Source organism: Caballeronia sp. GAFFF2 (genome assembly GCF_023631485.1).
Taxonomy (GTDB): Bacteria; Pseudomonadota; Gammaproteobacteria; order Burkholderiales; family Burkholderiaceae; genus Caballeronia.
On record NZ_JALQDA010000098.1, the window covers coordinates 1 to 558 of the forward strand.

Sequence of the window (558 nt, forward strand, 5' to 3'; positions counted from 1 at the left end):
AAACGCTCTCCAAACAGGATGGCAAACTGGTTCATCGCGGACGACCAGTCGAACGCCGCGCGTACTGACTTTGCCAGCACGTTGCGCAATGCCAGCCACAGCAGCTTGATGGCGGCCTCGTCATTGGGGAAGTGGCCGCGTGTCTTGATGATCTTGCGTAGTTGCATGTTCAGACTCTCAATGGCGTTTGTGGTGTAGACAACACGGCGTATGTCCGGCGGAAACACGAAGAACGGTGTGACGTTCTCCCACGCCCGTCGCCACGACTGCACGATAGTCGGATACTTCGCACCCCACGGGCCTTCGGCAAAGGCCTCCAGGGCCTGCTGAGCGGCCTGTTCACTCGCGGCGGCATAGACCGGCCGCAGCGCTGCGGCCACGCTCTTGCGGTCCTTGTAGCTGGCGTACTCCAGACTGTTGCGGATCAGATGCACGATGCAGGTCTGCACGGCCGTACGCGGGTACGCCGTGCCAATCGCCTCAGCCAGTCCCTTCAGGCCGTCGACCACCGCGATCAGGATGTCCTGGCAGCCCCGGGTCTTCAGTTCGTTGAACACT

Annotated in this window: 1 protein-coding gene; it reads right to left on the reverse strand. The window is 61.5% G+C overall.

Annotated features, from left to right (window positions below; translation table 11 throughout):
• Positions 1-558, reverse strand: a 558-nt coding sequence (locus tag NCT04_RS34280; RefSeq protein ID WP_250470281.1) for an IS256 family transposase, incomplete at both ends; no start/stop codon positions are given.